General features: G+C 62.7%; 13 protein-coding genes and 1 pseudogene. 8 read left to right on the forward strand and 6 right to left on the reverse strand.

The genetic code is table 11. The features are described 5' to 3' along the window. The 5 genes and pseudogenes from BYZ73_RS20390 to BYZ73_RS20405 all read right to left on the reverse strand — a co-directional run. Positions 1 to 253, reverse strand: a pseudogene (locus BYZ73_RS20390) (DNA cytosine methyltransferase); the annotation flags it as partial. Positions 254 to 274: 21 nt separating this feature from the next. Then, positions 275 to 535 (reverse strand): hypothetical protein, encoded by a 261-nt coding sequence (locus BYZ73_RS20395; protein WP_112317467.1) that lies wholly within the window; start codon positions 533 to 535, stop codon positions 275 to 277. Further along, positions 532 to 759, reverse strand: a complete 228-nt coding sequence (locus BYZ73_RS20400; protein ID WP_112317468.1) for a hypothetical protein — start codon at positions 757 to 759, stop codon at positions 532 to 534. The genes BYZ73_RS20395 and BYZ73_RS20400 overlap by 4 nt, the downstream gene beginning before the upstream one ends. Further along, the gene (locus BYZ73_RS22970) at positions 759 to 902 is read right to left on the reverse strand and encodes a hypothetical protein (protein ID WP_181498139.1); all 144 of its coding nucleotides are present in this window, start codon (positions 900 to 902) and stop codon (positions 759 to 761) included. Before BYZ73_RS22970 ends, BYZ73_RS20400 begins: the two co-directional genes overlap by 1 nt. Positions 903 to 980: 78 nt before the next feature. After that, positions 981 to 1268, reverse strand: coding sequence for a hypothetical protein (locus BYZ73_RS20405; RefSeq protein WP_112317469.1), 288 nt, complete (start codon positions 1266 to 1268; stop codon positions 981 to 983). A 223-nt stretch (positions 1269 to 1491) separates the two neighbouring features. Between BYZ73_RS20405 and BYZ73_RS20410 the strand changes: the two genes are divergently transcribed. From BYZ73_RS20410 to BYZ73_RS20425, 4 genes are all read left to right on the forward strand, one after another. Beyond that, a complete protein-coding gene (locus BYZ73_RS20410) occupies positions 1492 to 1764 on the forward strand; it encodes a BrnT family toxin (protein WP_112317470.1) in 273 nt (90 codons plus the stop codon). Continuing rightward, positions 1724 to 1966 (forward strand): BrnA antitoxin family protein, encoded by a 243-nt coding sequence (locus BYZ73_RS20415; protein WP_112317471.1) that lies wholly within the window; start codon positions 1724 to 1726, stop codon positions 1964 to 1966. Before BYZ73_RS20410 ends, BYZ73_RS20415 begins: the two co-directional genes overlap by 41 nt. 123 nt (positions 1967 to 2089) lie before the next feature. Continuing rightward, the gene (locus BYZ73_RS22545) at positions 2090 to 3097 is read left to right on the forward strand and encodes a hypothetical protein (protein WP_146746368.1); all 1008 of its coding nucleotides are present in this window, start codon (positions 2090 to 2092) and stop codon (positions 3095 to 3097) included. Then, positions 3094 to 3678 carry a hypothetical protein gene (locus tag BYZ73_RS20425; RefSeq protein WP_112317473.1) on the forward strand — a complete coding sequence of 195 codons (585 nt, stop codon included), beginning with the start codon at positions 3094 to 3096 and terminating at the stop codon, positions 3676 to 3678. The genes BYZ73_RS22545 and BYZ73_RS20425 overlap by 4 nt, the downstream gene beginning before the upstream one ends. A gap of 63 nt (positions 3679 to 3741) precedes the next feature. Here BYZ73_RS20425 and BYZ73_RS20430 read toward each other — a convergent pair whose 3' ends face one another. Then, positions 3742 to 4374: a S24 family peptidase gene (locus BYZ73_RS20430; protein ID WP_112317474.1), complete on the reverse strand. Its 633-nt coding sequence runs from the start codon at positions 4372 to 4374 to the stop codon at positions 3742 to 3744. 88 nt (positions 4375 to 4462) lie between these two features. Between BYZ73_RS20430 and BYZ73_RS20435 the strand changes: the two genes are divergently transcribed. The 4 genes from BYZ73_RS20435 to BYZ73_RS20450 all read left to right on the forward strand — a co-directional run. Continuing rightward, positions 4463 to 4672, forward strand: coding sequence for a hypothetical protein (locus tag BYZ73_RS20435; RefSeq protein ID WP_112317475.1), 210 nt, complete (start codon positions 4463 to 4465; stop codon positions 4670 to 4672). Positions 4673 to 4774: 102 nt separating this feature from the next. Continuing rightward, positions 4775 to 5221: a hypothetical protein gene (locus tag BYZ73_RS20440; RefSeq protein ID WP_112317476.1), complete on the forward strand. Its 447-nt coding sequence runs from the start codon at positions 4775 to 4777 to the stop codon at positions 5219 to 5221. Positions 5222 to 5351: 130 nt separating this feature from the next. Then, positions 5352 to 5636 carry a hypothetical protein gene (locus BYZ73_RS20445; RefSeq protein WP_146746369.1) on the forward strand — a complete coding sequence of 95 codons (285 nt, stop codon included), beginning with the start codon at positions 5352 to 5354 and terminating at the stop codon, positions 5634 to 5636. After that, the coding region (locus BYZ73_RS20450) for a hypothetical protein (protein ID WP_146746370.1) at positions 5629 to 5941 on the forward strand (313 nt) is incomplete at its 3' end. The genes BYZ73_RS20445 and BYZ73_RS20450, both read left to right, overlap by 8 nt.

Raw genomic sequence — 5941 nt, forward strand, 5'->3', positions numbered from 1 at the left:
GGCCGCGGCAGATCTCGGCCGGATCGACATGCCAGACATTGGAATTGAGGTGCCGCGTGGCCGGGTGGTTGGCCTCATGCAGGGCGAGCGCTGCAGCATCGTGGTTGATCGCGACATCGGGGCTGCGGCCGAGAGCCATCTCGATCCCGGTCGAGGCCCCTCCGCCGCCCGCAAAGCTGTCGACGATCATCGGGGTCGGGTCGAAGGGGCACCGGGTCGCGGGCTCGACCGGAAAGAGGGCGCCATCGGGCATCGGCGGGCGGTCCTTTTGAGGTCAGTCGAAGGGACAGAGGCGGGTGGCCGCCTCCATCCAGGTGCGGGCGGCCTCGGCTTCGTCGCGGCCGGTGGCGGTCAGCCCGAAAAGCTGGATCTCGTAAAAGGCCACCCGCCCGGGCAGCGCGGGGATCTCGATCCCGTGGCGACGAAGCGCGCCACGGATGGCGGCGAGGCGGGTCTCGGGGGCGGCGGATCGCCATTCGGCAACGAAATCGGCCAGCGCGTCGGGCGGCGGGGCGATGCTATCGAAGACGCTCATGCGGCACCGCCTGCCCAGGCCCGTTCGGCCAGGGCGCTGAGAGTGCGCGCGCGATCCTGCAGCCGCTCGGCCCGGGCGAAGGCGGCGCGGGCGAGCAACGGCTTGCCGTCGCGTGCGCTCGATTTGGCGGCGACGCGGGCGGTCTGGGCCTCGATGCGGGCGGCAGTGGCCTCGGCGGCGAGGCGGTCGGCAATCTGCGGAGCGATGGTGAGGATCGCGGCCATCAGAGGCTGCCCTGGGCGATTTCGGCCAGCGTGATGCCGCCCCAGGCCGAGCCGACGAAGAGCGCGCCGATCAGGGCGCCCAGCAGCGCGTCGCGCCAGGTGCCGAAGCCGTAGGTTGCGGGAAGGTCGGGGATTTTGGGCATGCGGGGCATGGGGTCCTCCGGAGAGCGAACGGGGTCTGGGCATGGGATGCCCGCCCGCTCGGGGCGGGGCACCGATGCTCAGAGACCGGCGTTCTCGCTGTCGCTGTCGTCGTCCTCGGCTTCGCCGGGCTCGGGATCGGTGGCCTCGGCCTCCTTCGGGTCGGTGCCGGTGGGCGCGCGGTAATAGATGCAGCCCGGCGCGTGGGTGCGTTCGAAGGCGTTGGTGCCCGCGATGGCGGCAAAGCAGCCCGCGCCGTCGGCCGAGGGCTGGCGGATGGCCGACAGATCCTCGGTGGCGTTGACGGCGGCGAGCGCGGGCGCGGCCAGCAGGGCCAAAGCGGCGGCGGTGGTCAGGATGGTGTTCATGGGTCTCCCCCTTCTGTGGTCAGCAAAGGGAATTTAGATGGGGTAATATCCCCATGTCAAGCTTAGAAGGGGTAAATACCCCATATCGTTTAGCGCCGGCCCTCGGCCCGCGCTACCCTGCCCCCATCAGCGCCGGGCTGAAGGCATGAAAAACCCCGCGCGAAGCGGGTGTTTTTGTTACTACGCTATTGCGTCCCGCAATTTACTGTAGTAACATTAAATCATGCGTATCGAGTTCGATCAGTCCAAGCGCGACGGCACCCTTGAGGCACGGGGACTGGACATGGCTGCGGCGGCGGAGGTGTTCGACGGCCCGCACATGACGGTCGAAGATGACCGCGCCGACTATGGCGAAACCCGACTCATCACCATCGGGTTCATGTCAGGGAGAATGGTCGTTCTGGCCTGGACCGAACGCGGCGACGCCCGCCGCATCATCAGCATGAGGAAAGCCAATGACCGAGAGCAAAAAGCATATGGCCCCCGATTTGAGTGACGACGCCCCCGACCTGTCCGCCCCGGAGTGGCAGGAGAAATTTGCAAACGCTAAGGTTCAGCGGGGGCGCCCGAAGGCTGAGAAGACGAAAGTCAGCACAACGATCCGCCTGAGTCCCGAGGTCATCGAGTACTTCAAGGCGGACGGCCCTGGCTGGCAGAGCCGGATTGATGAGGCGTTGCGGAAGGTGGCAGGACTGTAGCCGCGCAAGGGCAGTGATATATTGGGTGCGGCCATTCGCGAAGATGGCGTCGTTTATTGCAATTTGCTTTCCTGCGACTTCGAAACGGGCTTCAATCAATTGAAGGCAACACGGAGTAGTGGCGTGACCAAGCGGGCAACCATCCAATATCGCTACCTTAACTTGGATAATCTGGGAGAGCACTATCACCTGAAAAAAGTTGTTGTGGATGTCCTGGGTCGTTCCGCAAGGGGGGCAAGCGAAGCGCGTGCCGAACTCGTTAGACATCGGAAAATCGATTTAGATCAAGATGGTAGCTATGTAGTTCTCAACAAAATGAACGACCGAGCAGACTGGAGTGGTCCTGTGTTCTGCGGTCAGCTTTTGCACATTCGGGCTGGTGCTGACGTGGCTGGCATCATGCAATCGCTCGAAGACAACATCTCCGAGTTGGAACTCCGCAACATCATTATGGGCGGAGACCAGCGCATTGTGGATGGTATCCTTTATTTCGCAATCACCCACAATCATATCGGTCTGATAGAGGGTCAGCGGGCAAGGTCTCGCACACTGGAGCGGTATCTCACTAGGCTCCTACAGGATGCGGGTGAATTGGAAGCCGGCCAAACTGTAATACTAAATGCAAAGCTTCAAGGGGGATCAACGGTCAACGAAGTGAGTGAACTATTCGTCAACCCCAAGCGAAGCTTGAGCTCTGACCCCATAGAAACAACAAGCCAACGCGGAGCTGGCACTGCCGAAGGTCAAGGAAAGACAGTGTTTGACGTGCTGGAGACGCTCGGATGGTCGTTTGATGAGATCGAAAGCTTGAGGGCTGGCCTACCCGAAGAGGGGTGGATCGAGGGCACGTTCAAGATGGTCTTCAAGCAGAAAACGAAGAAGCGGGCAGCGAAGGCTGCTGTCGCTAGGAAGCAGCTCGAAGAAGCTCTCCGCAACCACCATCCAGCTTCGTTCGGTCTACGAGACCCTCTCGGGTCGACTGAAAAAAAAGGGCTTGCCAGGCTGGCTGAGAAGCGTGAAATCGCCACCGTCGAAGAATTGCTTGATCCGGAGGGCGCTATGCGTGCAATCGTCGATCTGCTACGCTCTTGGGCAGCGTCCGGAAAAATCGATTGTGACTTCCGAACATGAGCAAGCTCGTCCCATCGGTGTTTTTTGTGATCGGCGCTGCCCTTCCGGTTGCCTCGATCACCGATGGGGTGGCAAGTGTGCTCGTGACGTTTTTTGGGTTAATGGCAACAGCTATCCTTGCTGCTCTCTCGCTCCTGGTAGGAAACGTCTTGTCTTCTGCTTGGACGGTTTCCAAGCTTATCGCACTCAAGGCTGAGCTAGACCTGCTCATCTCGAAGATGACTAGAACTCTCGGGGTACTAATTGCCGGGTCGATTTGCGTTATAGTCCACCGAATAGGCGTTCCTCCGATCAACTTCAGCCACTTACCTGATTGGATCTATGCCGAATGGATTTCTGGATGGGCGACGGACATTCCAACTAGGTTGATACAGGGTCTTATCGTGCTGAGTTTGGGCGTATGTGCCGACCAAATCACCTTAGTTTCCAAGGCGTTCAGCAAGGTTCTGACCGCCCGATACGAGTTGGCTCTTGCCGACAGCCGACGGAGAACTGAACAGGCGGCTCCTACCAATGCATCCCTCGAACTTGGGTTCCGCACCCCGAAGGATTTCGGTGCGCGCATTCCGAGGGCGGACTAACAGTCTAGAACTTTTGTCATCAGAGCACGGATTCTGACTGACTATTCTTGATAGTCTCGAGGCCTAGATCTTCTTGGCCAGTTCCGCCGGCCAGTGCAGCTTGATCGGCGCGGCCCATTTCAGCCGAAGTCCATACATCGGTGGGGTCTGGTCGTTGAAGCTGTGAAGGTCGAACAATCCGGGCTCGCGGCCCTGATGGATCACCTTCACCCAGCCCAAGCCCTCCTCGCATTCGCAGACACAGCGTTTACCGACGACATCGCTGGGCACCCCCTCGGCTGACCAGCGAGTGTAGAACAAAAGGTCCCCGGCCGAGTAGACCGGCTCCATGCTGTCGCCCTCGATCTCGACGGCCACGATGTTGTGCGGCGATAGACCCGGCGGGCATTCGACCTGCGGGCCGTCGCCCTTCTCGTAGGCGTCGAAGACCGGCACTCGGGCGCCCGCGCCGACTTTGCCAGCTATGGCGATGGTGGAGGGGGTTCCGGGCGCAGAGCCGAGCATTTCGTCTAGGCTCATCCCCAGAGCCGACGCAATCATGGCGGCGTTTTCGACCACCAAGCTTTCCTTTTTACCCCGAAGCAGGTCCCGCACGACATCGCGCTTCACGCCAGCGGCTCTGGCGAGAGGCGCAACTTCAAGCCCTCTTTCCTCGATGATCTGGCTGAGGCGCGATTTGAAGCGGTCACGGTCCATGGGGGGAAAATACCCATGTTCCGGAGCGTCACGCGCTGGGGTAATATCCCCTTGACGAAATGGGGTATTTACCCCATCATCCGGCGCCATGGAACAGTTCATCGCAGAAATCGAAGCTTACGCTGCGGCGTGCTCGAAAACCCCACAGAAGGTTCTTCGTGACGCTATCGGAGCGAACTGGGGCCAGTGGGATTCGTGGAAGTCCGGCGATGGTAGCCCGACGATGAAGGTCGTCGACCGGCTGCGTGATTACATGCTCGCCCACCCCGCCCCCGCCTCCACCGGGGACGCCGCCTGATGCCGCGCCCCCGGCCCCCTCTCTCCACTCGCACCGCACACACTCTTCCATGCGCTGAACATGCGCGGAGCGCGATCAATCCCCAAGGAAAAGGCGTTTCTCATGGATAAGCGGCTCTTCACCCACATGGCGCGCGCGCTGATCGCCCGGGTCGGCGGGGTGGATGCGGCCTGCGCCGCCATCGAGGCGGAGTTCGGCGAGCCGGTGTCGCGGGGCACGATCTCGAAGATCCAGAACGGCCATCTCGACATCACCTTCGCCCAGGTGGTCGCGCTGCAGAAGGCGACGGGGGACATCTCCTTTGCCAACTTCCTGCGGCGCACGACCGAGGCGCCCGGCGCCGCGCCGAAGATTACCCACGTCCAGACCATGAAGGAAGCGATGGAAGCGGTCATGGCACAGGCCGAGGCCGAGAGCGCGGACGACGAGAAAAGCAAGCTCGAAGCCATCGTCCAGACCCGCGAATGCGTCGATATCATGCGGGATTATCTGCACTCGCTGGAAGCCAGCTTCGAGACGGTCGGCCGCGCGTCGCGGGGGGCCGCATGACCCTCACCCTCAGCATTCGGGGCTTCGGCCCCGTCTCCGCAGCCCTGCCGGATGCAGGGCACCTCCCTGATGAACTGCCGGGCGGCCTCTCCTCCCCCTCGGGCTGCCCGGCCCTTTTCGGGAGGGCGGCATGACTGCGCGCAGATCCGATTTCGTACAGATGGGGCTGGCCATCACGGCGGCGGCACTGTCGGCGCGGCAGGGGGCGCTTGGCCTGCGCGCCCAGCTGACCCTCGCGCGCGCCGCCCTCAAGACCCCCGACGCCGATTTGCGCGCGGCAGTCAGCCAGTTTCTAGATTCCCACGACCGGAACCCGGCCGAGGCCGGGGAAACCTTGCTGGCGGTGATCCACGGGCGCTGCGCCGACACGCCCGCGCGCCATGCCTGGCAGGAGAGGGCCGATCTCGATGGCTGAGGCGCCTCTGACCCGGGCCGATCAGGTGCTGATCGCTGCCGCCGCGGCGCTGGCCGTGCCGCCGGTGATGAACAGCGATGTAACCGCGCGGCGGCTGACCATGGCGCTCGACGTGATCCCGCATATCGACCTCAACGGCCCGACCTACGGCCTCGCCTTCGAAATCGAGGCCATGGACCGCGCCCGCCGGGCCGAGGATGGCTCGGCCTTTTCCGACAGCCATTGGCGGCTGCGCATGGCCGTCGCGCGATTCTTCGAGGCCCGTGCGGCCCATGCCCATGAGCGCTGGCGCCACGAGACCGGCC

This window comes from Rhodovulum viride (genome assembly GCF_003265965.1).
Taxonomy (GTDB): domain Bacteria; phylum Pseudomonadota; class Alphaproteobacteria; order Rhodobacterales; family Rhodobacteraceae; genus Rhodovulum; species Rhodovulum kholense.

Coding starts and splice junctions, on each gene's coding strand:
- BYZ73_RS20395 (WP_112317467.1), bottom strand. CDS start 535: ATGAGCGTCTTCGATAGCATCGCCCCGCCGCCCGACGCGCTGGCCGAT.
- BYZ73_RS20400 (WP_112317468.1), bottom strand. CDS start 759: ATGGCCGCGATCCTCACCATCGCTCCGCAGATTGCCGACCGCCTCGCC.
- BYZ73_RS22970 (WP_181498139.1), bottom strand. CDS start 902: ATGCCCAAAATCCCCGACCTTCCCGCAACCTACGGCTTCGGCACCTGG.
- BYZ73_RS20405 (WP_112317469.1), bottom strand. CDS start 1,268: ATGAACACCATCCTGACCACCGCCGCCGCTTTGGCCCTGCTGGCCGCG.
- BYZ73_RS20410 (WP_112317470.1), top strand. CDS start 1,492: ATGCGTATCGAGTTCGATCAGTCCAAGCGCGACGGCACCCTTGAGGCA.
- BYZ73_RS20415 (WP_112317471.1), top strand. CDS start 1,724: ATGACCGAGAGCAAAAAGCATATGGCCCCCGATTTGAGTGACGACGCC.
- BYZ73_RS20425 (WP_112317473.1), top strand. CDS start 3,094: ATGAGCAAGCTCGTCCCATCGGTGTTTTTTGTGATCGGCGCTGCCCTT.
- BYZ73_RS20430 (WP_112317474.1), bottom strand. CDS start 4,374: ATGGACCGTGACCGCTTCAAATCGCGCCTCAGCCAGATCATCGAGGAA.
- BYZ73_RS20435 (WP_112317475.1), top strand. CDS start 4,463: ATGGAACAGTTCATCGCAGAAATCGAAGCTTACGCTGCGGCGTGCTCG.
- BYZ73_RS20440 (WP_112317476.1), top strand. CDS start 4,775: ATGGATAAGCGGCTCTTCACCCACATGGCGCGCGCGCTGATCGCCCGG.
- BYZ73_RS20445 (WP_146746369.1), top strand. CDS start 5,352: ATGACTGCGCGCAGATCCGATTTCGTACAGATGGGGCTGGCCATCACG.